The organism is Planctomycetia bacterium, assembly GCA_021413845.1.
Taxonomy (GTDB): domain Bacteria; phylum Planctomycetota; class Planctomycetia; order Pirellulales; family PNKZ01; genus PNKZ01.
Map to the genome: position 1 here is coordinate 34,570 of JAIOPP010000095.1, position 23,585 is coordinate 58,154.

Below are 23,585 nucleotides of genomic sequence, written 5' to 3' on the forward strand. Positions count from 1 at the left end.
GCCCAAGAAACCCTGCCAGGAGCTTCGCTATGTCGCTGCGCGCGTCTCGTCGTACGTTCGTGAAATCGCTCGCCGCCGCCGGCGCCGCGGTTTCGTTTCCGGCAGCGAGTTGGGCCCGAGTCGCCGGGGCGAACGAGCGGTTGAACATCGCGAGCATCGGCACGGGAGGCAAAGGCTGGAGCGATCTGACCGGCGTCGCCGCGAGCCCTGCGGTCGGCGTCGTCGCGCTCTGCAACATCGACAACTCGAAGCCGCACCTCGGCCAAGCGGCCGAAAAGTATCCGCAAGCGAAGTGCTACGCCGATTGGCGCAAAACGCTCGACGACGCGAAGCAATTCGATGCCGTCCTCGTCTCGACGCCCGACCACATGCACGCTCCGATCGGGCTCGCCGCCATGCAACTCGGCAAGCACGTCTTCTGCCAGAAGCCCCTTACGCACACGCTGCACGAAGCCCGCCAGATGACGCTCGCCGCGCGGAAGCACGGCGTCGTCACGCAGATGGGGAACCAGATCCAATCGTTCGAGGCTTACCGCACCGCGGTCGCGATCGTGCAGGCCGGGCTCATCGGCAAGGTGAAGGCCGTGCATTCGTGGCAAGGGGGCATCCCGCGCTGGCCGCGCGCGCTCGATCGCCCGGCGGCGTCCGATCCGGTTCCTGCCGGCGTCGAATGGGACTTGTGGCTCGGCGTAGCGCCGGAGCGGCCGTTCGTGAAGGGGATGTACCACTCGTTCAATTGGCGCGGCTGGCAAGATTTCGGCACCGGCCAACTCGGCGACTTCGGTTGCCACATCCTCGACCCGGTCTTCAAAGCCCTCCACCTCACGGCCCCCTTGAGCGCGCAAGCCGAGGCCCCGGAGATGAACAAGGAATCGTGGACGAAGTGGGCCACGGTGCGCTATGTGTTTCCGAAGACCGAGTACACGGCCGGCGAAACGCTGCCGCTCACCTGGTACGACGGCGACGGCATCACCGCGCCGCGCGAACTGCTCGGCGATATTCCGGCAAGCTTCAAGCTCCCCGGCTCCGGCTCGGCGCTCGTCGGCGAAAAGGGCACGCTCGTCGTGCCTCACGTCGCGCTGCCGAAGCTGTTCCCGGAAGAGAAGTTCTCGGCCGCCGACGTGCCGAAGGTCGGTGCGGTCGATCATTACGTGCAGTTCGCCGATGCTTGCCGCGGCGTCGGGAAAACGACTTCGCACTTCGACTACGCCGGCCCGCTGACGGAAGCGGTCATGCTCGGCACAATCGCCGTGCGGCTGCCGAAGCAAGAACTACTGTGGGACGCCGCGGCTTTGAAAGTCACGAACTCCGCTGCGGCGCAACAATTGGTCTCGAAGCCCTATCGCAAAGGCTGGGAACCGAGTTGGCTCGGGTTGTAGAGTTTGCCGCAGCCGCAGTTCGCCCGACTTCTTGCGCCTGCGGCGCACGGACATTTGTCCGTGCCACCCCGCGGAGTCAAGAAGATGACGCAGCCTCCGCAGGAGCCTCGACAACCTGCCACGTCATCGACTTTGCAACAACTTCCACATTGAAGTCATCACCTACAAAGAGATAGTGCTTGAACTTATCGACGGGAACTCTTAGGTCGCTCAGCAGTTCGGAGTCATGCACGGTAAATGCGGATGGCTGAGGGCAAAGGTCCGTTGCGTTCCATTGGTCTTGAAAACGCCTTGTTGCTCCCTTTAGGGCATTGTTTTCATCCGCAAAGTTTGGGACGAGGCTCCAGTCGTAGCCGTCGATTCTGGCACTGTCACTTGCCGAATTCTCGGGATACAGCTTTGCAAATTGAACTTGCTCCAAAACGACAGCGATCTGTTTGTATCGCCCATGCTGGGAACACAGCTTGGTGGTCTCACCAAGGAAACCAACGAACGTAACGTATCCGTGATTTACGCCGTCAATGTTCCGAGAGGCAAACCCCAAGGAGGGAGTCGAAGGACTAATCGACCAAGGAACGATAAGTGGGTGAAGTTGCGGCATATCAGCGTCCAAATCCTGGAATTGAAATAATGTACGGTGAACCATCTGGGCGGCTCATGATCCTCAGGTCGTTCATGCTCGGAGTAACCGGCACACGACCACCAGGAAGCGGCGAATCAATTATCAAATCTTCGCCAAGTCGCCGGAGATACTTCTGTTGTTGACGGGCCGAGAGAGAAGCCAGATCAACAATCGAAACTCTAGTAGGTTCAAGTCCGGCTTCCGCAAGGACTGCTCTCGTCCTTGTGTTCATTGACACCAACGCCCCGGTGTCGGGATGCCTAAATGCCGTCAGTGGCAAATCGTCGGGAGTAAGATCGCCCTTACGCAAATCGGCGACAACATCGGCGAGGCTACGACCACTTGTCTTGGGGAACGCATCATCGACGCTGAATGACGGCGACACTCGCCGTTGACCGAACAATACCGGCTCGCCAATTCCCTTGGCGGGAGCATTTGCTTGGGCGCACATATTATGCGCGAGAACGCGTAGCTCGCCAACGGCGTAGTTATGGAGGTCTTGGACTTGGAGATTGTAGACCTTCTCGACGACGGATCGCAGCGCGATCGCTTGGATCGGGACTTGTCGTCCGTCCATCAGGAGCACGACGTCGCCGAGGAGCATGTCGCCCGCGTCGACCCAGCGGCCCGGCAGTTGCGAATGCTCGGGCGTCGCGATCCGCACATGGTCGGGCCGCGGGCGGTCTTCGAGATCAAGGCCCGACACGACCCAATACGGATGGTGGTACGTCGATTCGATCGTTTGCTCGTCGATCGTGAGCGCGACGAAGTCGCCTACATGGTCGAACTCGTAAGTCTCCACGACCGGTCGCAAGACCCACTCCATCCGGGCAAGATCGAAGGCCCAGGCCAGATCGCCCACCGCGATAGGCATCAGCCTTGGGAAGATCCAGCGGCGCAAGGAGCCGGAAGAGGCGCGGCCGGCATCGTAGCAGGCACGTTCCACGTGCCGTCCGCCACTTGCGTCGTTCGGGGAAGAAGCCGTGTGGGTTGTGAAAGGTCCTGCGTGGCTACGGCACGTGGAACGTGCCTGCTACTTTAGAATCGGCTGCTTGGGCGACTGGATGACTTCGTAAACTCGGCCGGGTATACTGCCGGCTCTGCTTGCCGAGTTTCGAGCTCAACCTTCACGTTTCCTTGCCGACGGGGATCACGATGCAGCCTGTTTCCGGTTCCGCTAGTTCCGCGCCGCTCGACATGGGGATCCGTGTTCGTTTGTCGCTGATGATGTTTCTGCAGTACTTCGTGTGGGGCGCGTGGTTCGTCACTCTCGGCGGCTACATCGGCGGCAACACCGATCAAGGGCGCGACCTCTTCGAGCCGGGCTTCACCGGAGTCGCCTACGGCACCGCGGCGATCGGCGGCATGATCGCGCCGTTCTTCGTCGGCATGATCGCCGACCGCTTCTTCTCTTCCGAGCGCATGTTAGGGCTTCTGCATCTCGCCGGCGCCGGGCTGATGTACTACCTCTCGACCTTGACGAATCAGAACCTGATCTACTATGTGCTGATCGGCTACTTCATTTGCTACATGCCGACGCTCGCGCTGACGAATTCTCTTTCGTTCCACCATCTCACCGATCCGGGTCGCCAGTTCCCGGGCATTCGCGTGCTCGGCACGATCGGCTGGATTCTCGCCGGTCAGTTCGTCGGCAAGCATCTTAAGTTCGTCGGCCAAGAGTTGCAGTTCGTTTGGGATAGTACGCAAGGTACGACCGTCGAGGCTTCGACCATTCCGATGTTGCTGGCCGCATCGGGCCAAGCGCTGCTCGGCCTATACTGCTTCTCGCTGCCGCATACGCCTCCGCAGAACCGCGGCGCGAAGGTCACGATCGGCGACATTCTCGGCTTCGAGTCGCTCAAGCTGTTGCGTCGCCCGGCGTTTGCGGTGTTCGTGCTCGGCTCGTTCCTCGTCGCCATTCCGTTGCAGTTCTATTACAACTACACGAACTTCTTCTTGCACTCGATCGGCATGGAGAACCCTGCCGATAAGATGACTTGGGGGCAGATCTCCGAGTTTTTCTTCATGCTTCTGATCCCGTTCTTCTTCGCCCGTCTCGGGGTGAAGTATATGCTGCTCGTCGGCATGGCCTGTTGGGGAGCCCGCTACTATCTTTTCGCGAACGGCAACGTCGACGCCAACATGTGGATGCTCTACGTGGGCATCTTGCTCCACGGCGTCTGCTACGACTTCTTCTTCGTGACCGGCCAGATGTATGTCGACCGCGAGGCCGAGCCCCGTATCCGCGGAGCAGCGCAAGGCTTTATCGCCTTCGTCACGCTCGGGATCGGGAGCTTCATCGGTTCGATGCTGTCTTCGGTCGTCGAAAAGCGTGTCACGACCGGAGGCTCGATCGATTGGCACGCGTTCTGGCTCTATCCGGCCGCCGGAGCGATCGCCGTATTGGTGTTGTTCGCCATCGCGTTTCACGACAAGTCCGATAAGTCCGTGTCAGCTAAATAAGCGGAGGTTCACGCATGGATCGCCGCTATGTATTCGAGGTTGCGCCGTTCGCCGCTTGCCACGCTTCGACGATCGTCGAGTGTGAGCCCGATAAGTATCTATGCGCTTGGTTCGCCGGCTCGCAAGAGGGTGCGCCGGACGTGCGCATCTGGATCGCGCGTTCCGAAGACGGCGTGAAGTGGACGCAACCGGATGTCGTCGCGGAAGAGCGCGGCGTGCCGTGTTGGAACCCGGTGTTGTTTCGCGAACGTAAATCGGGCGAGATCATTCTCTACTACAAGATCGGCACCGGCCCGCAAACGTGGTCGGGCTTCTTCCGCCGCAGTAAGGACGCCGGGCGCACCTGGGGCGACAGCTTCATTATGCCGGCCGGCCTGCTCGGGCCGATCAAGAACAAGCCGATCCAGCTTGAAGACGGCACGGTCCTCTCGCCGACCTCCGTCGAGTCTTACAAGAACTGGGCCTGTTGGGTCGACCGCAGCATCGACGGCTGCCGGAGTTGGACGCGCCTCGGCCCGATCTACCATCCGAAGCAAGCGCACGGCATCATCCAACCGACGATCCTCCGCCGGCGCGACGGCGCGCTGCTGATCTTGGCGCGAAGTCGGGCCGTCGGCCAAGTTTGTTCATCGCTCAGTCGCGACGGCGGCGCCACTTGGTCGCCGGCGGAAGCGATCGCCGATTTGCCGAATCCGAATTCCGGCATCGATGCCGTCACGCTCGCCGACGGCCGGCATGTGCTCGTCTACAACCCGTCGCATATCGGGCGCACGCCGCTCGCGCTGGCCGTGAGCACGGACGACGGCGCGACTTGGAAGCAATCGCTCGTGCTCGAACAAGAGCCGGGCGAGTATTCGTATCCGGCGATCATCCAAGCCGCCGACACGACGGTCCACATCACCTATACCTGGAACCGTACCAAAATTCGGCACGTCACGCTGCTGCCGAAAGAGCTGGGCTAACGGTCGCCGCAGCGCTGCGTAGTCGGTGCAATCGCTACGGTCGGTCGCGGGCTTCGGGCGATGTGGATTACGTTCCGTTGCGGGTGCCGCTCGGCCCCTACCAGCCCGTTTCGCGAGGCTGTAAACTACCGCTTCTGCGCCGAGAGCCACGCCGCCCGCTTCGCTCATTCGGACAGCTCGAACGCTCCTTTCCATCGCCCACCAGCCAGCCTCGAAAGCGCCCGTGATCAAGACCTTTAAGAAGCTGCTCGTCGCCAATCGAAGCGAGATCGCCATCCGAGTGTTTCGCTCGGCCCATGAGCTCGGCATCAAGACCGTAGCGATCTACTCGCACGAAGACCGTTTCGCGTTGCATCGCTTCAAAGCCGACGAAGCGTACCAGATCGGCAAGCCCGGCGAACCGATTCGTGCCTATCTCGACATCGACGGCATCATCGACATCGCCAAGGCGAACGACGTCGATGCGCTGCATCCCGGCTACGGTTTCCTCTCGGAGAATCCCGACTTGGCGCGGGCTTGCGAAAAGGCCGGCATCACGTTCTGCGGCCCTTCGCCGGATATTCTCGATAAGCTCGGCGACAAGATCACGGCCCGAGCCATCGCGAAGAAGGCCGGCGTGCCGGTCCTCTCCGGGTCGAGCGAGCCGCTGAAGAACGCGACCGAAGCGGCGGCCCTGGCCGAAAAGCTCGTGTATCCCGTCCTCTTGAAAGCCGCCAAGGGGGGCGGCGGACGGGGCATGCGCGTCGTGCAGAAGCCGGAAGACTTGGCGAACTCGCTCGAACAAGCGCAGCGAGAAAGCTTGAATGCGTTCGGCTCGACCGACGTGTTTCTCGAGAAGTTCATTCAGCGTCCGCGGCACATCGAAGTGCAGCTGATGGGCGACAAGCACGGCCGACTCGTGCATCTTTACGAGCGCGATTGCTCGCTGCAGCGCCGACACCAGAAAGTGGTCGAGATTGCGCCGTCGATCAATCTCGACGCACAGTTGCGCAAAGACATCTGCGATGCGGCGCTCGCGGTCGGCCACTCGGTGAACTACCAGAGCGCGGGCACGGTCGAGTTTCTCGTCGATTCCGATACCGGGAAGTTCTACTTCATCGAAGTGAACCCGCGGATTCAGGTCGAGCATACGTGCACGGAAGAAGTGACCGGCTTCGATCTGATTCGGAGCCAGATTCTCGTCGCACAAGGCCGAACGCTCGCCGATCCGATGATCGGCCTCGGTTCGCAAGAGGCGATCCGCACGAACGGCTACGCAATTCAATGCCGCATCACGACGGAAGATCCGCTCAATAAATTTCTTCCCGACTACGGCCGGCTCACGCACTATCGCTCGACCGGCGGACCTGGAGTGCGGCTCGATGCGGGGAGCGCGTTCTCGGGTGCCGTGGTCACTCCGTACTACGATTCGCTCTTGGTCAAGGTCATTACCTCGGGCCGCGAGTTCTCCGAGGCGGCAGGTCGGATGGAGCGCTGCTTGCAGGAGTTCCGCATTCGAGGCGTGAAGACGAACATTCCGTTCTTGATCAATCTCGTGACGCACGAGAAGTTCTTGGCCGGCAAATGCACGACCCGCTTCCTTGATGAAACGCCGGAGCTATTCACGTTTCAGGCACGCCAAGACCGTGCCTCGCGACTGTTCAACTACTTGGCAGAGACGATCGTCAACGGCAACCCGACGATCAAGGAAAAGCCGAAAGCGATCCGTCGCGAGCCGGCCCCGGTGCCGACGCTCGATCATAAACTTCCGCTGCCGAAGGGAACGCGCGATCTATTCTTGGAGCTGGGTGCTACGAAGTTTTCGCAATGGGTGCTCAAACAAGAACGGCTGCTGCTCACCGACACGACGATGCGCGACGCGCATCAATCGCTGCTCGCCACACGGCTGCGGACGTATGACATGGTCCGGATCGCCGAGCACTATGCTCGCAACCATGCCGACTTGTTCTCGATCGAAATGTGGGGCGGGGCGACGTTCGACACGGCGATGCGCTACTTGCGCGAATGCCCGTGGCAGCGGCTCGCCGATCTCCGCGCGAAGGTGCCGAACATTTTGTTCCAGATGCTGCTCCGCGCCTCGAACGCGCTCGGCTACTCGAACTATCCCGACAATCTCGTGAAGGCGTTCGTGCATGAAAGCACGCAAGCGGGCATGGACGTGTTCCGCGTGTTCGACTCCCTAAACTGGGTGCCGAACATGAAGCTCGCGATGGATGCCGTGATCAAGAGCGGCGGCATTTGCGAAGCCGCGATCTGCTACAGCGGCGACATTCTCGACAAGAGCAAGACGAAATACGATTTGAAGTATTACGTCGAACTCGCCAAAGAGCTTGAAAAGATGGGAGCGCACATGCTCGCCATTAAAGACATGGCCGGGCTCTGCAAGCCGTATGCGACGGAACTGCTCGTCAAAACGCTCAAGCAAGAGATCGGCATTCCGATTCATTTCCATACGCACGACACCAGCGGCGTGCAAGCCGCCGCGATCATCAAGGGCTCCGAGCAAAATCTCGATATCGCCGATGCCGCCTTCGCACCGCTCTCCGGTCTCACTTCGCAGCCGAACTTAAACTCCGTCGTCGAATCGCTGCGATTCACGAAGCGCGATACGAAACTCGACCCTGACCAACTGCAAGCGACGGCCGAATATTGGGAAGCGGTCCGCGAGTTCTACTCGCCGTTCGAGAGCACGATGAAGGCGAGCACCGCCGATGTGTATCACAACGAGATGCCGGGGGGGCAATACACGAACCTCTACGAACAAGCGCAAGCGGTCGGGCTCGGGCATCGCTGGCATGAGATCACGCGGATGTATGCCGACGTGAATCAAATGCTCGGCGATATCGTGAAGGTCACGCCGTCGTCGAAGGCGGTCGGCGATATGGCACTGTTTATGATCGCCAACAACCTGACGGAAGCCGATGTGCTGGATGAACGGCGTGATCTCTCGTTCCCTGAATCGGTGATCGACCTACTCTCGGGCAAGATGGGTCAGCCGCCGGGTGGGTTTCCGAAGGCGATTCAGAAGCGGATCCTGCGCGGCGAGAAGCCGCTGAAGGGTCGCCCCGGTGCGAACCTTCCTCCGGCCGATCTTGAAGCGGCCGCGAAGGAACTCGAGAAGAAGACCGGTCGGCCGGCCTCGAAGCGCGATGTCGTGTCGTATCTGATCTTCCCGCGCGTCTATAGCGACTTCATCGCGCAACAAGAACTCAACGGCGACTTGAGCGTGCTCCCGACGCCGATCTTCTTCTACGGCCCGCAGCCGGGCGAAGAGACGACGTTCGAGCTCGAGCAGGGGAAGACGTTGATTCTGAAGTTGATGACGGTCGGCGATCCGCAAGTCGACGGCTATCGCAACGTCTTCTTCGAGCTCAACGGCCAGCCGCGCGAAGCGAGCGTGCGCGATAAGTCGCAAAAGGCTGCGGTCGAACATCGACCGAAGGCCGATCCGAACAACCCGCAACAGGTCGGCGCGCCGATGCCGGGCATGGTCGTCAACGTCGCGGTGAAAGCCGGCGAGCAGGTCGCCAAGGGGGCGAAGCTGTTGTCGCTCGAAGCGATGAAGATGGAGACGACCCTTTATGCCGAGCGCGACGGCAAGATCGCGCAAGTCGCGGTCCAAGCAGGCAGTTCGGTGGATGCCGGCGATTTGGTCGTGCGGTGGGAGTAGTGCTGTTTGCGGCTACGATGCGACGGCGGAGCCCGCGGCCGGCGCCTTCTCGATACGGGTGAGCGTGAGCAAGTAGAGCGCCCCGCAGAGCCCTGCGAAGATCAAATTACGGGCGATCATCAACGTGCGCGGGAGTTCCGTCGTCAGGGCTCCCGAGGCGCCGTCGTTATCGCCGATGACGATCAACGTCCAAGGGGCGGAATGCTCGTGCGTGTACGGAAAGATAACCATGTGGTCTAAGTAGTGATACGGATAAAGATAGCCTGTCATCGCGCAGGCCGCGACGGCGAGCACGATCGTCGCGATGTAGCCGCGCCGCGAGAATCGTTCGGCGGCACCCAGCAGCAGCATCGGCATCGCCCAGAGGAGATACTGCACGGAAAAGACCTTCGCGAGCAGCGTGGCGAACGGAATGACGACGCAGGCCATGCGATACGACGCCGTCCGATCGTAGGTCTCGCCGATCGTCGGCGAGAGCAGCGAGCGCAAGCCGAGGGCGGCGAGCGCCACGAGCAACGTCCAGGTCGACGCGACCAACATCGGCTGCTCCAGCTTTCCGCCGAGGTTCCACGAACCGTAGTCGAAATAGCAGAAGAGCTCGCTTGCCGGTTCGAGAAGCATCATCAACGTGGCGTACGACGATTCGATCTGCACGCCGCGCACGGAGTGGAACTTGAACATCCGCCACAAGTCGTCGCCGGCGATCACGTAGTAGTACGCGAAGGGGGCCGCGGCCGTGACGACGAGCACCGCCGGACCGACGAGCAAGCTCCAGCGGCGCGGCGGTCGCAGCAGCGCGTAGAAGTCGCACAACAGAGCGAACGGCACGAGTAAGACCGGAATGAGCTTGAAGCTGATGCCGATTCCGAGCGCCGCGTAGGCAGCCGCCGACCAGGCGACCGTCTTCGGTCCTCCTTCGCCGGCCCGCAGCTGACAATACGCCCAAGCGAGCAAAGCGAACGTGAGCGCGACGTCGAGCCGCTCGAACATAACGTAGCCGAGGAAGGCCGTGGTAAGCGTGTAGCCCCACATGCCCCAATATAAAAACTCCGGCCGCCGGCGCTGCAAGATCGCGCAGAACAGCGCAAAGCCCGCCACATCGAAGAGGAGCATCCAGATGCGAAAGTGATCGGCATAGTGCCGATAGTGTTCCTCTTTCAACTTAAGATATTCGACCCATTTCATCTCCTCGACGGTCAACACTTTGCCCTTGGAGTCGACCATGCGCATGCCTTCGACGTCCATCCCGTCGGCATTGATCGGCAGACGCCAGGAGGAAAGCTCGCGAGGCAGGCTGATGACCCAATACGCGACCGGTGGGTACTCGAAGTTTTGGATGTCGCGATAGTAGCGCGGGGCAACTCCCTTTTGGAAGTAAGGGGGGAGCCCGAAGTCGACCCCTTGAACGACGTAGTCGAAGTAGACGCCGATATCGGAAGTGCCGGCACCGAAGATCAAGCCGAAGTAAATGCGCGTGGCGACGAATGCCAGCAGCGCAGCGAGGAGCGGGCGATTGCTCAGCCAACCGTGGGCGCTGGTTCGCGACGGCGCAGCTTTCCCTGCGGCATCCGGCAGCGGCGTAGCGGAACGGGCGATATCGTGAGGCATGGCGAACTGGGCGGGAAATCTTACGGATAACGTCGCAAGAATCGAAACGCGTGGTCGTTTGCTAACAAAACCGGAACACAGATTACCCCTTTCGGCGTGCGAGCCCAAGACGCAAGTCGGTTTCGACGGCGAAAAATCCCCCTTCCGACGTCGCACAGGCCTCGCTACGATACGCCCCCGCCGCCAGGCCGGCAGCGAGCCGCCGCGGCCTTTTTACGCTGCTCAAGACGCTTTGAATCGATTCTCGGTGATCGCGCCCAGGCCCGATGGTCGATTTAAGCCGTAGGGAGTCGGTCCGCATAATCTCAATGCATGGAGGCAGAGAGCATGAGTAACCCTAACGTGTTCGGATGGATTCGCGACAGTGTGCGCCGAGCCGTATTGCTCGGGTTCTCCGATGCGGTCGAACAAGTCGGCACGCTCGAAGGAAACCAGAACATCAACCCGCATCTGCTTTCGATGTTGAAGCAGAATCCCGCGGCGCTGGGCGCTGCAACCGGGGGCGGAGTCGCCACGGCCGAATTGCCGGAAGAGACGGAGTCGGCCAAGCCGCGCCGCCGCTTAGGCCGCTCGTTGGACGATCTTCGCGGCGATTCGCACAAGAGCTGACGACCGCAACTCGCATAACGGCGAACGAACCGGGGGAACGGCGAGCAAGCGCTCGACGTTCCCCTTTTTTTACGCGCCGCGCAATGAGCCGTGTCGCCGGTGGCGTGCGAATCAATCGCTGAGCGTCATGCGGCCGACGATGTAGATCACGACGAAGATCGGAATGCTGACCAGAATAATACCGAAGAGCGCCTGAAGCATGACGGATCGAGCTCCTTACGAAGAATGAATACGCGAAAGACCTGGAGAGGTTGTAATTAGGATTCAGCGCCGAACAAGCCGAGGATGCCGCGACAGAATTGCGGCAGGTCGTCGGGCTTGCGGCTGGATACGAAACGGCGATCGACGACGACCGGCTTATCTTCCCAAATCGCACCGGCGTTGACGAGATCGTCTTTGATACCCAACGAGCCGGTGACGCGGACGCCCCGATAGACTCCGGCCGAGATCGCGATCCAGCCGCCGTGACAAATCGCGGCGACCAGCTTGCCGGATTCGGCGAAGTCGCGCACGAGTTGCAACACGTGCGGCTCACGACGAAGTTTATCCGGCATGAAACCGCCGGGAAGGATCACGCCGGCGAAATCATCGGCCGACATATCGTTGATCGGCGCATCGGCCGTACAAGGGTAACCATGTTTGCCGTGATACACGACGTCGGACTTCGGGCCCGCGACCGTGACATGCGCACCGGCCTCGGTGAGTCGGAGCTTCGGATACCACAGCTCGAGGTCTTCATACACATCGTCGACGAACGAAAGAAAATGCAGATTCGTGATGCTTTGCATGGTGCCGCTCGGCGAGTTGCGCGTCAGTGTTTCGTCGTCATCGTCATTATGACGAATTCAGGCCCGTTGCGGCATCCCAAAAAAGGTCTACTGGTTCGTCGTTTCGAGTTGCCGCCGGGTTATTTCGTTCGGATCGCGCGCCACGCCTCGAGCGCCGCATCGCGGGCCGCGGCATGATCGACGATCGGCTGTGGATAATTTTTGCCCAACACGACCCCCGCCGCTTTTAAGACCTCGGCCGGCGCTTCGCTCGGACGATGAATCCAAGCGGCCGGCAGTTTCGCCAACTCCGGCACGTAGCGGCGCACGTAGTCGCCGGCCGGATCGAACTTCTCGCCTTGGCTTGTGGGGTTGAAGACGCGGAAATACGGCGCCGCATCGGCACCGCAGCCGCCGATCCATTGCCAACCGAGCGTATTGTTCGCCAAGTCGGCATCGACGAGCGTGTCCCAAAACCATTTCGCCCCTTCGCGCCACGAAATCAATAAGTCTTTCACGAGAAACGACCCGACGATCATGCGCACCCGATTGTGCATCCAACCGAGTTGCCACAGCTGCCGCATTCCGGCGTCGACGATCGGATAGCCGGTCAGTCCTCGCTGCCACGCGCGCAGTCGCTTCCGATCGGTCTTCCAAGCGAAGTCGGCATATTGCGAGCGGAGCGGTTCGTCGGTCGTGGTGGGAAAGTGAAACAGCAGATGATGCGCGAACTCTCGCCAATACATCTGTCGCAAAAACTTCTCGGCCGCCGCTGCCGCGTTGAGTCCTCCCTTACGAGCGAACAACTGCAACGACTCGCGCACTTGCCGCGGCCCCAACTCGCCGAAATGCAGATGCACCGAAAGGCCGGAGACACCGTCGTGGTCGGGCCGGTCGCGCTCTTCGCCGTAGCCCATGACTCCGCCGCATTCGATGAACCGCTGCAAGCGATTCTGCGCCGCTGCTTCCCCCGGCACTGCCCACGATGAAAACTCATCGGCCCAAGGGATCGGGGAGACGAGCTTCCACGATCGGAGCGCATCCGACTTCGGCCACTTGGCAGGCGCGGCGATCGCCGGCGGCCGGTCGACGACCTCGAACTCGTGATCTTCGGCCCCTTCCGCTTTCACTAGGCTCGCTTTATAGAACGGCGTGAAGACTTGATACGGCTTGCCCTGCTTCGTCGCGATTTGCTCGGGCTCGATCAAGAGCGCCGAATTGAACGTGCGGACGTCGAAGCCTTCGCTCACGAGCGCCGCTTCCAACTCCGCATCGCGTCGACGGAGCGTCGGCTCGTAGCGACGATTCCAGAAGACGGCATCGGCACCCGTTGCGCGGGCGATCGACCTGAGCACCTCCGCAGGATTTCCCTGTCGCAAGATTATGCGACTCCCCTGCGTTTGAAGCGAAGCGTCGAGCGCTTCCAGCGAATGATGGAGCCACCAGCGCGTGGCTGCTCCGGGCTGCCAAGGGGCTTCGTCGTCGGGCGACCAAATATAAAGCGGCACGACGGGCCGGCCCGCTTCGACAGCGGCGTGCAACGCCGGATTATCCGCAAGCCGCAGGTCGAGCCGAAACCACACGATGGCCGGAGCGGGAGAAGTCATCGAAGGGCTCGCCGTTTTGAATCGTAAGCACGGCGCGGGCCGCCGTCGCATGCCATTCTAACGCTCACGAAGAGTCCGACGACATTTCGTTCGAGAAAGCATCAAGCTTGCGGGTTCGCGAGCGTGGCGAAGCCGCAAGGCTTACTGCGTGTTACGCGCCACCGACATATGGCCGAACAGCGTTTCCGTGCCTCGCACGATATAGAACTTCACCGGTTCGAGGGTCGCGAAGTCGGGCCGATCGAGAATGTAGTTCACATTGTCGACCGTGACCGTTTCCCAGATGTGCATCCCGACCAAGATGTCGCCGCGACGAATTCCTTGCTTCGCGGCCGGGCCTTCGTTCTTCACATCCGTCACGACGAGGCCGCCCCGATAGCGAGTGCGGTACGATTGGAATTGGCGTTGCGGAACCGGCTCCATCTTCAAGCCGAGAATCGACCAGAACCGATCGCCGCCGGCAACCATGACCCGATCCGACGAGCGCATCTTATCGGGCACCGACGCGACGACGAGATCGAACTTCTCGGTCTTGTGGTCCCGCTCGATCGTGACTTCGACCGGCGAGCCCGGCTGCTTGCCGAGAAACCCTCGTTCAATATCCAAGACCCGTTGCACTTGCGTCGAGGCGACCGACTTCACGATGTCGCCGGCGCGAAGCCCGATCAAGGCCGCGGGGCTATCGTCGAGCACTTCCTTCAACACGGCTCCGTCGAGGCTCGACTTGGCCCCTTCGACGACCATTCCGTGCCACGTGCGATCGATCCGCCGCGTGCTGAGTAGATCGGTGGCGATGTTGAGCGCCTTGTCGACCGGAATCGAGAAACCGATCCCCTGTGCTCCGGCTCGCACGGCGACGTTGATGCCGACCATCTCGCCGTCGATATTCAACAACGGACCGCCGGAGTTGCCCGGGTTGATGCTGGCATCGGTTTGGATCAGGTCTTCATAGCTCTGCGTATCGCTCACTTGCACCGAGCGATGCAGCGCGCTGATGATCCCCTGCGTCACGGTATGTTCGTAGCCGAACGCATTGCCGACCGCGATCACGGTCTCGCCTGTCATCAGATCCGCCGACGTGCCGATCTTCATGACCGGTAGCGGTTCGGGGGCGTCGATCTTGATGATCGCCAGATCCGTTTTGGGATCGTGCGAAATCATCGTGGCGATATAGGTTTGCTCGTCGTGCGTGGTGACGAGGATCTTACGCACGCCGTCGACGACGTGATGGTTGGTAATAATGTAGCCGCGCTCGTCGATGACGATGCCGGTGCCCATGCCGTTCACGCGGCGACGTTCGCCGGGCGCGACAGGGCCCCCTTCATTCGCGACGACTTTCTCGCCGTGAATGTTTACGATCGACGGCCGAGCACCTTGCACCGCTTTGACGAGCGGCGTCATGCGCAGTTCCGAGGCTTGGACCGTTCGTAGTGCGTAAGCTTCCAGCAGGCATCCTAGGGTTGCGAGTACCGCCGCCGCAGTACGCAAACACCGGTAAGGACGTCGGGAAAACACGGGCATGGAAAGCTCATCGCGGTGGGGTGGCGAATGATCCGACCTTCGGTCATCGCAAAGCGCACTCTGGGCACGATTTGCGATAGCACGACGGCCAGGACGTTTCATCGGCCCGGTCTTAAGAGCCCCTTCACAGGGCAATTCCGACGCGGTACAGAATCCCCAGCTTTACGTCTTCCAGACGCAATGCTGACAGTCCTGCTTAATATGCCGATTATCCGAGCGACCTAAAAAACGACGGGACTAGCTGCGACGAGTTTTGACCCGCAAAGCACTTGTCGACGCCGCACTACCGGACGACGAACGGCTGCTCTCAGCGACCTCGCTCTCCGAAGGCTCCAGCGCAGCCTCGGCGGCCACATAGTCCGACGCGCCAGCTTCCGCTTCAGCCGCGGCTTGCACTACCTCGCTCTCGGCGCTTCGTGCCGGCGCCGCTACTTCCTCGCTCGACGAGGAGACTCCTCGCAAAGCAACCCGATTGCCGCGAGGATCGGTCGCCGGTTCCGGCGGCCGGGGCGGAGCACGACGTTGCTCGACCGCACGCTGCGTTCCGCTGCTTCCTTGAGCATGACTGCCGATGCCGCCTTCGGCCGGACCGTAGGCGACGCTCCGTTGCGGCTCGAACACCGGGCGCGTCGGCACGGGATGAAACCGCGATTGCGCGGCCGGCGTCGGTTGTGGAACCGCCGGCATCGGCACGTTCCCCTCGTAACCGCCGCCGGGGACTTGCTCGTAGTATCCACCGTGCCCTCCGCCACCTCCGCCGGAGCGGCCGGCTCGTCCGCCATGCCGGCAACCGACGCAATTGCCGTCGATACAAGCATCGCCAATCGCTGAGCAGCCCGTCGTTGTGCAGCTGGTGCAAGAAACATCCTCGCACGGTGCGTCGCAAGCATCGCTCGGGTAGGTCGGGCCGTTCGACCGCATGTGCGGCACACGGTTCATCTCCAGCGACCAATCGCCGCGCAACACCAGACCTTTGCGCTCGCAACAACAGCCCGTCATTCCGAGCGACCATGCCAGAGCGACGGCTGTTACACAGCCGATCGCGAAGTGCTTTCTCATAGTGTCCCCCTGCCGCGTCGCGAGCTTCGCACTCTTCAGCGCATCCTCAACTTAATGAGGGTGAGCTAAACAATGCGGCACTCGCAACGATTCCGAAACCGAAGCCCCCATCGGCTCCTACTTAGGATCACATCGGCCGACCGTCGTCCGTAAATTCAGTACAACCCGCAAACTCTTCACCACCGGAACGACCGTCACCGTCGGCAGCGATTCTCCGGTTTAACTCGCCCCGATAGCGTAGTCCCGCAGAAGGTGTAGCCATGGAGCCGCGGGCCTGCTCGGGTTGACCCGGCCGCGCGCTTCGCCATACAATCCTAAACTCATACCGCCATGCGACTTGTGCTCGACCGCCTATGACAGCTCCCCCGCCGATCCATTCCGCGACGACTGCCGCCGGCTCGTCCGAACCCGTGGTGCTGGAAGTTCGCGATCTGCGGACCTACTTCCACACCGAATACGGCACGGCGCTGGCCGTCGATGGGATTTCGTTTTCCGTCCGCCGCGGACAGACACTCGCCGTCGTCGGCGAAAGCGGCTGCGGTAAGACCGTCACGGCCTTGAGCATCTTAAAGCTCATTCCGATGCCGCCCGGAGAAATCGTCTCGGGTCAAATCCTCCTCGGCGGGGTCGATCTCGTCACGCTTTCGCCGAAAGCGATGCAAGCGGTTCGTGGCGGACAAGCGGCGATGGTGTTTCAAGAACCGGCCACGAGTCTGAATCCCGTCTTCACGATCGGCGACCAGATCAGCGAAGCGATCCGATTGCATCGCCGGCTGTCGAAGCAAGAGGCGCGCGCCGAGGTGCTGCGCTTGCTCACCGAAGTTCGGATGAGCGAGCCGGAGCGCCGAGTCGATCAGTATCCGCACGAGCTCTCCGGCGGCATGAAGCAACGGGCCATGATCGCGATGGCCCTGTCGTGCAATCCGCAATTGATTATCGCCGACGAGCCGACGACGGCGCTCGACGTGACGATCCAAGCCCGCATCTTGGAAACGCTCCGGCAGATGCGCGAGAAGCACGGCACGGCGGTCCTCCTCATTACACACGATCTCGGCGTCGTCGCCGAAACGGCCGACGACGTCGTCGTGATGTATGCGGGCCGGATCGTCGAGAAGGCCGACGTTCGCTCGCTGTTCGCGAAGCCGCTGCATCCTTACACGATCGGCCTGTTCAACAGCTTGCCGGGGCTCGACGGAAGCCGCGAGCGTCTGCAAGCCATTCCCGGCAGCGTGCCGCCGCCGACGCGCTTTCCGAGCGGTTGCCGGTTTCGCGAGCGCTGTCCGTTGGCTGCGGCGAAGTGCCTGGAAGATCCGCCGCTCGTCGAGATCGATCCCGGGCACGCTTCGGCTTGTTGGTTCGCCGCCGATCTAGCCGCCGGCCGCAAGGTCGACTTCACGACCGTCGGCAGCGCGGAGAAAACAACATGATCGCCACCCCTCCGAACTCCGCCGAGAAACCGAGCGCCGCCGACCGTGCAGCGCAAGCGCCGATCTTGGTGGTCAAAGATTTGTGTAAGTACTTTCCGGTCCGTCGCGGGATCTTCGCGAGGGTGCGCGATTGGGTGAAAGCGGTCGACGACGTCAGCTTCACGCTCGAACGAGGCGAAACGCTCGGGCTCGTCGGCGAGAGCGGCTGCGGCAAGACGACCGTCGGCCGCGCGATTCTGCAACTCATTCGCCCGACCTCGGGACAAGTGACGTTCGAAGGGCACTCGATGCTCGATCTTCCGCGCAACGAACTGCGCGCGCTGCGGCCGAAGATGCAGATCATCTTTCAAGACCCTTACGGCTCGCTGAATCCGCGGATGACGATCGGCAACGCCGTCGGCGAACCGCTGAGGATTCACGGCGTCGCGAAGGGGCCGGCCGTGCGTGAGCGCGTCTCGCTCTTGTTGCGCCAAGTCGGCTTGCCGGCCGACGCGGCGAATCGCTATCCGCACGAGTTCAGCGGCGGGCAACGGCAACGGGTCGGCATCGCGCGCGCTCTGGCGATGAACCCGGCGTTCATCGTGTGCGACGAACCGACCAGCGCGCTCGACGTTTCGATTCGCGCCCAGGTGATCAATCTGCTGCAAGATTTGCAAAACGAGCTGGGCTTAAGCTATTTGATGATCAGCCACGACCTGGCGGCGGTGCGGCATATCAGCCGGCGCGTGGCGGTCATGTATCTCGGGCGGATCGTCGAACTCGCGCCGACGAAACTGCTCTACGCCGAGCCACGGCATCCGTATACACGCGTGCTGCTCTCGGCGATCCCGGTGCCCGACCCCTCGCAGCGGCGCGAGCGCGTGACGGCGGTCGACGACGAAATCCCTTCGCCGATCAACGTGCCGAAGGGCTGCGCATTCCATCCCCGCTGCCCGCTCTATGAATTGCTCGGCAAACCAGAACGCTGCCGCACGGAGCTACCTGCGTTAGAGCCGATCGCGCTGGGCTCACCGCATCTAGCGCGCTGCCACTACCACGCGGAAACACCGAAGCTCGCGACGTTAGCAACGGGTAAATCTTAGAACTTCCCGTAAATCCGATCGCGCTTCGCTTGGTTGTAAGCGAGCTTTTCGGCTTGCGTCATTTCGGCGACGCTCTTCGGAGCCGCTTCCGTCTTCGCCACGGCTGCAGCAGCCGCTTGCGGTTTCGCGGTCGCATGGCACCCGCAATCCCCCCCGGCAGGCTTCGCTTCCTTCGCCTTGGTCGGACACGAACAAGCATGATGCTCGTCATGCTTATGCGAATCGGCCGGCTTGGCCGTAGGGATCGCGGCCGGCACGCTCACCGTGGCCCCGCCGCCGTAGCTCATCACCGAGGTTTGCAACGTGAGATCGTCGGCGAGCGTTCGTTGCGGCTTGATGTTGAGTTTCTCGAGCACGCCGTGGTACGCACGAACCGCTTCCTCGGGCGAGATGACCCGATCGGTAATCAAGCGCAGAAACTCGACGAACGCCAATTGGTTCTCGGCGTTGTTGATTTTCCGACCGTAGAGGGCCACGCGCGCCCCGTACTTCTGCGCTTCGCTGATGAGCTTGAACGCGTCGTAGGTGGTGCCCGCCCCGCCGCCGAGAATGCCGACGACGAGATGCGGATCGTAGGCGACGAGATCTTCCATCGCCTTCGGGCCGTGGTACACGACCTTCAAGAAGACCGGTCGGCCGGCATAGGCCACGCCGGCCAAGGTGCGCGCGATGGCGTCGTTGATGAAGTTCGCCGTGTCGGCACCTGCGAGCCCTTCCGGCGCGTTCGGGTCGAACACTTCCAAGAAGTGCCGGAAGCCCTTGAGCTCGGCTTCGGCGCGGAAGCGCGCGTATTCTTCGAGCGCGAGCCGATCGAGATCGAGCCGGTTGTTGAACGTGATGCTGTAGAGGCCGAGGTTCGCACCTTGCTTCCGTTCATCGTCGGCGCAGTTCAGATGGCCGCACTGAATATGGTCGAGCGAGGCGGAGCGAAACGGGAGCGACGGTTGCTGGATATAGCGATTGCCGCGCAAAACCCAAACGTCGGTCGTGTCGTTGGCGCGGGCCGCCGGCGTGATGTGCGAGTCGTCGAACAGCCGCTCTTGGTTGGTCAGCACGTCGTTCGTGCTGGCCGAGGTGAGCATGATGTCGATCTTCCCCTGGCGGATGATCTGACGGATCTGATTGCGGTACTCGGCCAAGGTGCGAAAGCGAAGCTCGCCCGTGTGCGCCTCGGGCGATTGCCCGGCCGCGCCGATTCCGAACGCCATATCGGCATCCTTCGCATCGGCGATGATGAACTCACGACAGCCCGAAGGGTCGGCATGAATGGCGGCGAGTTTACGATCGAGCGACTTTTGCATGGCTGATGACAGTGGTCGGTGGTCGGTAACCGGTGGTCAGTGGTTAAGAGAACTACTTACCGGCGATGCGAGCTAGAACTTTGTCTTGGGTTTCTTTAAGGACTTGTGCGCTGCGCTTCAAGGCTTGCACTTCCTTCGGCCAGAGTTCGATTTCGTGCGTGGCGAGTACTCCCTTGCGGCCGACCACGGTCGGGACCGAAATTGCGACGTCGCGAATGCCGTAGCAGCCGTTCTGCACGCTCGACACCGGCAGCACGCAGCGCCGGTCGAGTGCGACGGCTTCGATCACGGCTTGAATCGCAAGGCCGACGGCGAAGCCTGCGCCTCCCTTTTTCTTAATCACTTCCGCACCGGAGCCCTTCGTGCGCGTGAAGAGTTCATCAGCCAAGCGGGGCTGCCAGCCAGGAAACTTTTCGAGCGGCAACCCAGCGACGCTCGCGCTCGACCAGATCGGCACCATGCTATCGCCGTGCTCGCCCAGGATGAGGGCCGAGACTTGCGTCGGCGCGGCGTCGAGCTTGTCGGCGATCAAGCTGCGGAAGCGAATCGTATCGAGCACGGTGCCGAGCCCGATGACTTGCGCCGGCGGGAGCTTGAGCCGTTGCGCGGCGACATACGTGAGAATATCGACCGGGTTCGACACCACGACGACGATCGCGCCCGGCTTGATGCCGACCTTGACGATCTCGTTCAAGATGCCGACGAAGAGATCGGTGTTGCGATTGATGAGATCGAGCCGGCTTTCATCCGGCTTGCGCCGCAGGCCGGCCGTGATGCAGATCAGGTCGCTGGTGGGAATGTGTTCGTAGCCGCCGGACGAAATCTTTTGGTCGGCCATGAGCGTGGCGCCGTGCAACAGATCGAGAGCTTGCCCCTCGACCGCTTCGGCGTTGACGTCTAACAGCGCGATCTCGCGGACGACTTTGCCCGTTTGCAACGCGAACGCAGTGCATGAGCCCACGAGCCCTGCCCCGCCGATGATGCTGACTTTCATGAGAACCGACCTTATCTAAAATGAGCTTCTATTTTGTTGTTCTAATCGGGCGTTGCGGGCTACTTATCGCTTCGAGAGTTCGGCCATCACGCGATCGGTGATCATCTTCACCAGCGATTCTTGGTCGATGGCGTTGGCGCTGCCCCCCAGCGCGGCCGCGGCGGCCGATTTAATCGCTTCGACGACCGGCGTTCCTTCGGTCACTACGCCGGCAGCGGACTTGCCTCCCGGCATCGGCGGCGGAGCGTCGAAGGCGCGGCGTTCGATACCGGCCGACTTCCAACTGTCGCGGAAGACGTCGTTGGCGCAAATGTCGCAATTCTCCATGCCCGGCGCAACGCGAGGATCGCTCCAACCCCATTTGGTTTTGAGGTCGATCAACTCTTGCGACTTCTGTTGATTCAAATACGTCACCTTGCCGAGGTCTTTGGCGAGCATGAGCATGCGACAATAGGCATCGAGAATTTCGGTCCACCAGTAGGCCCGTTCGACGCTCTCGCCGTAGCTGATCGTGCCGTGGTTGGCGAGAATGATCACGTTCGTCTTCTTCACGAACGGCAGCACCGTGTTCGCAAAGGCATCGCCGCCGGGGGTCTCGTAGACCGTGATCGGCGTCTCGCCGAGAAACACTTCGACTTCCGGCAACACGCATTGCGGGATCGGCTCGCGAGCGATCGCGAAGGCCGTGGCGTGCGGCGGGTGGCAGTGGACGCAGCTCTTCACGTCCGGCCGTTCCTTCATGATCGCCAAGTGCAGTAGCACTTCGCTCGTGCGCTTGCGCACTCCGGCAAGCTGTTTCCCTTCCATATCGACCGTGCAAATATCCTCGGGCTTCATGAACCCTTTGCAGATCATCGTCGGCGTGCAGAGAACTTCGTTCTCGCTGAGGCGATACGTGATGTTGCCGTCGTTCGCCGCGGCGAAGCCTTTCGCATACAAGCGTCGGCCGATCTCGCAGATCTCTTGTTTGATTTTGTGGACGTTGACAGCCATGAGCGTAGGTTCTTGATTCCGGTTTTAGTGACTGATATTTTTCGCGCGTGCGATCACGCAACGGCTAATGGGCGATTTCTATTTGATCTAAGATGGCGGCGTTGTAGGCGTCGAGCGGCTTGTAGTTCGGCGCGAAAGGTTGAGCCGCTTCGACTCCTTCGCTGAACGCGATCATGCTTCCGATCCCGGCTCCGAGGTCGTCGTACACGACCAACTCTTCTCCCTGCTCCGTCGATGTTCCCTGGAGATTCGCCAGCGACTTCGCGACGACCAAGCGAAAGCTCCCGCCGATGAGGCTGGCATGCCTCCGGCTGAGCGTCACCGTGCCGATCACTTCTCCGATACGCATCGCTAGAACTCTATTTTCAAAACGTCTATTTCAAAATGGCTTCGTATTTCGCCGGGACCGATACTGCGACCGCGAACGACTTCAACCAGCGTTTGATCTGCATGCCGCCGAACCGCACGCTGCGGACGACGAACACGTTCGCCCCGACGGCCCGAGCCGCACGTTCGATCGTCGCGGCATCGTCGCCGCCGACCGCTCGCACTCCGACCCGCCGATTGAGCACTACCAAAGCGACATCCGCTTCGTCGGTCACCAGCAATCCGATCGCTCCCCCCTTCGCTACCTCGTCGCTCAACTCTCGCACCGCGGCCGCTAGGCCGGTTTGCGCAAGCTGCTCGACTTTACATCCTTCGCTTCGCAAGTCCCTCGTCAAACGACTCGTGTCGATCTTCGCTTCCGCCGCCGCGACGACGATCGTCCGCATTGCGACAGTCGCCGATCCGGCACCGGCCGCGCGCCGCACGAGCGCGATCTTCTTCTCTCGCAACAGGTCTCGCACCGCCGGCGTGACGATCGCCCGCTCGGCAATGCTCAGCCGCGCGATGCCCGGCAGCCGACCTCGCAAATCCTCCAGTGCAACCACGCGTCCTTCGACCACCAACTCGTTCGCTACGACGGCCTGCTTCGTTTCCGTTTCCACGGTCTTCGGCCCGACGCTTCGTTCGCTTGCCAAGCGCGACATCACATCGCGGACAATGCGTTCGATTTCGTCGGCCGTTACGTTCATGCTTTAGTTCTTGGTTCGTCGTTCTTCGTTCGTCGTCGATGGGACGACGCTGCACTCACTCGTCGACGATCCCCAACACGCTCCAACGAACCGGCGAGTTCTTGCTCTTCATTAAGTCGCGAGTGCCGCTGCCGTCGCTCGTAATCATCACCAACTCTCCCGGCCCTGCCCCGAGGCTATCGATCGAGACGACGGGATCGCCGTCCGGCGAACGACCATCGGCCTGCAACATCTGCACGACGAGCATCTTCCAACCCTGGAGAGTCGGATGCTTGATCGTACTGGTGGTGGTGCCGACGACGCGAGCCAATTGCATGGGTGGTTGTATTTACTATTGAGTTCGCGACTGTTTGTTTGAATGACTAATGACTAATGACGTAAGGTTCGGAGCTTGCATCCAGCTTCTTGTGATTCATTAGTCATTAGGATTTAGTCATTGGGTTTT

20 protein-coding genes are annotated in these 23,585 nt (G+C 61.3%); 7 read left to right on the forward strand and 13 right to left on the reverse strand.

What is annotated here, in order from left to right:
* The first annotated feature begins 29 nt into the window (after positions 1 to 29).
* Positions 30 to 1,379 carry a Gfo/Idh/MocA family oxidoreductase gene (locus K8U03_17635; protein ID MCE9606715.1) on the forward strand — a complete coding sequence of 450 codons (1,350 nt, stop codon included), beginning with the start codon at positions 30 to 32 and terminating at the stop codon, positions 1,377 to 1,379.
* 76 nt (positions 1,380 to 1,455) lie between these two features.
* Here the strand turns inward: K8U03_17635 and K8U03_17640 are convergent, their stop codons facing one another.
* Both K8U03_17640 and K8U03_17645 read right to left on the reverse strand, forming a co-directional pair.
* A complete protein-coding gene (locus tag K8U03_17640) occupies positions 1,456 to 1,980 on the reverse strand; it encodes a hypothetical protein (protein ID MCE9606716.1) in 525 nt (174 codons plus the stop codon).
* 1 nt (position 1,981) lies between these two features.
* A complete protein-coding gene (locus K8U03_17645; GenBank protein MCE9606717.1) occupies positions 1,982 to 2,947 on the reverse strand; it encodes an HINT domain-containing protein in 966 nt (321 codons plus the stop codon).
* A gap of 251 nt (positions 2,948 to 3,198) precedes the next feature.
* On the opposite strand from K8U03_17645, the gene K8U03_17650 reads away from it, so the two are divergent.
* The 3 genes from K8U03_17650 (at position 3,199) to K8U03_17660 (ending at position 9,096) form a co-directional block, all read left to right on the forward strand.
* Positions 3,199 to 4,464, forward strand: coding sequence for a nucleoside permease (locus tag K8U03_17650; GenBank protein ID MCE9606718.1), 1,266 nt, complete (start codon positions 3,199 to 3,201; stop codon positions 4,462 to 4,464).
* Positions 4,465 to 4,478: 14 nt separating this feature from the next.
* Positions 4,479 to 5,426, forward strand: coding sequence for an exo-alpha-sialidase (locus K8U03_17655; protein ID MCE9606719.1), 948 nt, complete (start codon positions 4,479 to 4,481; stop codon positions 5,424 to 5,426).
* 226 nt (positions 5,427 to 5,652) lie between these two features.
* Positions 5,653 to 9,096 carry a pyruvate carboxylase gene (locus K8U03_17660; GenBank protein ID MCE9606720.1) on the forward strand — a complete coding sequence of 1,148 codons (3,444 nt, stop codon included), beginning with the start codon at positions 5,653 to 5,655 and terminating at the stop codon, positions 9,094 to 9,096.
* Positions 9,097 to 9,108: 12 nt separating this feature from the next.
* Here the strand turns inward: K8U03_17660 and K8U03_17665 are convergent, their stop codons facing one another.
* Positions 9,109 to 10,704 carry a hypothetical protein gene (locus tag K8U03_17665; GenBank protein ID MCE9606721.1) on the reverse strand — a complete coding sequence of 532 codons (1,596 nt, stop codon included), beginning with the start codon at positions 10,702 to 10,704 and terminating at the stop codon, positions 9,109 to 9,111.
* A gap of 327 nt (positions 10,705 to 11,031) precedes the next feature.
* Here K8U03_17665 and K8U03_17670 point away from each other — a divergent pair, with 327 nt between their 5' ends.
* On the forward strand, positions 11,032 to 11,313 hold the full coding sequence (locus K8U03_17670) for a hypothetical protein (protein ID MCE9606722.1): 282 nt from the start codon (positions 11,032 to 11,034) through the stop codon (positions 11,311 to 11,313).
* Between the two features lie 257 nt (positions 11,314 to 11,570).
* On the opposite strand, the gene K8U03_17675 is transcribed toward K8U03_17670, so the two are convergent.
* The 4 genes from K8U03_17675 to K8U03_17690 all read right to left on the reverse strand — a co-directional run bounded on the left by K8U03_17675 (position 11,571) and on the right by K8U03_17690 (position 16,267).
* The gene (locus K8U03_17675; GenBank protein ID MCE9606723.1) at positions 11,571 to 12,101 is read right to left on the reverse strand and encodes a type 1 glutamine amidotransferase; all 531 of its coding nucleotides are present in this window, start codon (positions 12,099 to 12,101) and stop codon (positions 11,571 to 11,573) included.
* Positions 12,102 to 12,220: 119 nt separating this feature from the next.
* On the reverse strand, positions 12,221 to 13,687 hold the full coding sequence (locus K8U03_17680) for a DNA photolyase family protein (protein MCE9606724.1): 1,467 nt from the start codon (positions 13,685 to 13,687) through the stop codon (positions 12,221 to 12,223).
* 141 nt (positions 13,688 to 13,828) lie between these two features.
* Positions 13,829 to 15,088 (reverse strand): trypsin-like peptidase domain-containing protein, encoded by a 1,260-nt coding sequence (locus K8U03_17685; protein MCE9606725.1) that lies wholly within the window; start codon positions 15,086 to 15,088, stop codon positions 13,829 to 13,831.
* Between the two features lie 357 nt (positions 15,089 to 15,445).
* A complete protein-coding gene (locus K8U03_17690) occupies positions 15,446 to 16,267 on the reverse strand; it encodes a hypothetical protein (protein ID MCE9606726.1) in 822 nt (273 codons plus the stop codon).
* A gap of 353 nt (positions 16,268 to 16,620) precedes the next feature.
* Here K8U03_17690 and K8U03_17695 point away from each other — a divergent pair, with 353 nt between their 5' ends.
* Together K8U03_17695 and K8U03_17700 are read left to right on the forward strand one after the other, a co-directional pair.
* Positions 16,621 to 17,694, forward strand: a complete 1,074-nt coding sequence (locus tag K8U03_17695) for an ABC transporter ATP-binding protein (protein ID MCE9606727.1) — start codon at positions 16,621 to 16,623, stop codon at positions 17,692 to 17,694.
* Positions 17,691 to 18,776, forward strand: a complete 1,086-nt coding sequence (locus K8U03_17700) for an ABC transporter ATP-binding protein (GenBank protein ID MCE9606728.1) — start codon at positions 17,691 to 17,693, stop codon at positions 18,774 to 18,776. The genes K8U03_17695 and K8U03_17700 overlap by 4 nt, the downstream gene beginning before the upstream one ends.
* On the opposite strand, the gene K8U03_17705 is transcribed toward K8U03_17700, so the two are convergent.
* The 6 genes from K8U03_17705 to K8U03_17730 all read right to left on the reverse strand — a co-directional run bounded on the left by K8U03_17705 (position 18,773) and on the right by K8U03_17730 (position 23,456).
* The gene (locus K8U03_17705; protein ID MCE9606729.1) at positions 18,773 to 20,077 is read right to left on the reverse strand and encodes a hypothetical protein; all 1,305 of its coding nucleotides are present in this window, start codon (positions 20,075 to 20,077) and stop codon (positions 18,773 to 18,775) included. The genes K8U03_17700 and K8U03_17705 overlap by 4 nt on opposite strands.
* A 52-nt stretch (positions 20,078 to 20,129) precedes the next feature.
* Positions 20,130 to 21,071, reverse strand: a complete 942-nt coding sequence (locus K8U03_17710; GenBank protein MCE9606730.1) for a lactate/malate dehydrogenase family protein — start codon at positions 21,069 to 21,071, stop codon at positions 20,130 to 20,132.
* 63 nt (positions 21,072 to 21,134) lie between these two features.
* Positions 21,135 to 22,064 (reverse strand): class II aldolase/adducin family protein, encoded by a 930-nt coding sequence (locus K8U03_17715; protein ID MCE9606731.1) that lies wholly within the window; start codon positions 22,062 to 22,064, stop codon positions 21,135 to 21,137.
* A 64-nt stretch (positions 22,065 to 22,128) separates the two neighbouring features.
* Positions 22,129 to 22,413 (reverse strand): carbon dioxide concentrating mechanism protein CcmL, encoded by a 285-nt coding sequence (locus K8U03_17720; protein ID MCE9606732.1) that lies wholly within the window; start codon positions 22,411 to 22,413, stop codon positions 22,129 to 22,131.
* Between the two features lie 25 nt (positions 22,414 to 22,438).
* Positions 22,439 to 23,140, reverse strand: coding sequence for a hypothetical protein (locus tag K8U03_17725; GenBank protein ID MCE9606733.1), 702 nt, complete (start codon positions 23,138 to 23,140; stop codon positions 22,439 to 22,441).
* A gap of 55 nt (positions 23,141 to 23,195) precedes the next feature.
* Positions 23,196 to 23,456: a EutN/CcmL family microcompartment protein gene (locus K8U03_17730; protein ID MCE9606734.1), complete on the reverse strand. Its 261-nt coding sequence runs from the start codon at positions 23,454 to 23,456 to the stop codon at positions 23,196 to 23,198.
* Positions 23,457 to 23,585 lie beyond the last annotated feature (129 nt).

What these genes read in the sequence shown, in the direction of transcription:
- K8U03_17640 (MCE9606716.1), bottom strand. Translation starts at nt 1,980, where the DNA reads ATGCCGCAACTTCACCCACTTATCGTTCCTTGGTCGATTAGTCCTTCG.
- K8U03_17685 (MCE9606725.1), bottom strand. Translation starts at nt 15,088, where the DNA reads ATGACGCCGCTCGTCAAAGCGGTGCAAGGTGCTCGGCCGTCGATCGTA.
- K8U03_17680 (MCE9606724.1), bottom strand. Translation starts at nt 13,687, where the DNA reads ATGACTTCTCCCGCTCCGGCCATCGTGTGGTTTCGGCTCGACCTGCGG.
- K8U03_17690 (MCE9606726.1), bottom strand. Translation starts at nt 16,267, where the DNA reads ATGAGAAAGCACTTCGCGATCGGCTGTGTAACAGCCGTCGCTCTGGCA.
- K8U03_17655 (MCE9606719.1), top strand. Translation starts at nt 4,479, where the DNA reads ATGGATCGCCGCTATGTATTCGAGGTTGCGCCGTTCGCCGCTTGCCAC.
- K8U03_17720 (MCE9606732.1), bottom strand. Translation starts at nt 22,413, where the DNA reads ATGCGTATCGGAGAAGTGATCGGCACGGTGACGCTCAGCCGGAGGCAT.
- K8U03_17700 (MCE9606728.1), top strand. Translation starts at nt 17,691, where the DNA reads ATGATCGCCACCCCTCCGAACTCCGCCGAGAAACCGAGCGCCGCCGAC.
- K8U03_17725 (MCE9606733.1), bottom strand. Translation starts at nt 23,140, where the DNA reads ATGAACGTAACGGCCGACGAAATCGAACGCATTGTCCGCGATGTGATG.
- K8U03_17695 (MCE9606727.1), top strand. Translation starts at nt 16,621, where the DNA reads ATGACAGCTCCCCCGCCGATCCATTCCGCGACGACTGCCGCCGGCTCG.
- K8U03_17650 (MCE9606718.1), top strand. Translation starts at nt 3,199, where the DNA reads ATGGGGATCCGTGTTCGTTTGTCGCTGATGATGTTTCTGCAGTACTTC.
- K8U03_17670 (MCE9606722.1), top strand. Translation starts at nt 11,032, where the DNA reads ATGAGTAACCCTAACGTGTTCGGATGGATTCGCGACAGTGTGCGCCGA.
- K8U03_17710 (MCE9606730.1), bottom strand. Translation starts at nt 21,071, where the DNA reads ATGAAAGTCAGCATCATCGGCGGGGCAGGGCTCGTGGGCTCATGCACT.
- K8U03_17715 (MCE9606731.1), bottom strand. Translation starts at nt 22,064, where the DNA reads ATGGCTGTCAACGTCCACAAAATCAAACAAGAGATCTGCGAGATCGGC.
- K8U03_17665 (MCE9606721.1), bottom strand. Translation starts at nt 10,704, where the DNA reads ATGCCTCACGATATCGCCCGTTCCGCTACGCCGCTGCCGGATGCCGCA.
- K8U03_17730 (MCE9606734.1), bottom strand. Translation starts at nt 23,456, where the DNA reads ATGCAATTGGCTCGCGTCGTCGGCACCACCACCAGTACGATCAAGCAT.
- K8U03_17635 (MCE9606715.1), top strand. Translation starts at nt 30, where the DNA reads ATGTCGCTGCGCGCGTCTCGTCGTACGTTCGTGAAATCGCTCGCCGCC.
- K8U03_17705 (MCE9606729.1), bottom strand. Translation starts at nt 20,077, where the DNA reads ATGCAAAAGTCGCTCGATCGTAAACTCGCCGCCATTCATGCCGACCCT.
- K8U03_17675 (MCE9606723.1), bottom strand. Translation starts at nt 12,101, where the DNA reads ATGCAAAGCATCACGAATCTGCATTTTCTTTCGTTCGTCGACGATGTG.